Annotated in this window: 1 protein-coding gene; it reads right to left on the bottom strand. The window is 60.2% G+C overall.

The annotated features are described in order from the left end of the window. The coding region (locus AACW06_RS20220) for a cadherin-like beta sandwich domain-containing protein (protein WP_202884128.1) at nucleotides 1–342 on the bottom strand (342 nt) is incomplete at both ends.

Genomic DNA, 342 nt, shown 5'->3' with positions numbered 1-342 from the left:
CTTCCGCTGTCAAGCTTGGAATGGTGATGTCGGCGCTGCCATTGGCAAGGTCCGCCGCCGTCACGGTGTAGGTTTGCTCCGTGGTGCTACCATCTGGGTTGGTGATGGTTAAGGTGATGGTATCGCCCTCTTCCACACCCGTTGGTAGGGTCACGTTGGTTTCTACGCCGTCACTGTTCTCTGCCACGCTCACGCTGCCGTCCGCGGCATCCGCGATGGTAAGTGTTGGCACCGTACTTGGCACGGTGGCGTCAAAATCAAACGTCACTGGCGCACTTTCACCACTGCTGTTGCCCGCCGCGTCGCTGATCTGCGCCGTCACGCTGTAGTCACCTTCCGCCG

The organism is Vibrio sp. S12_S33 (genome assembly GCF_963889785.1).
GTDB classification, from domain to species: Bacteria; Pseudomonadota; Gammaproteobacteria; order Enterobacterales; family Vibrionaceae; genus Vibrio; species Vibrio aestuarianus.
Note: the sequence above shows the minus strand (reverse complement) of the source record. Positions and strands in the feature narration are given on the sequence as shown.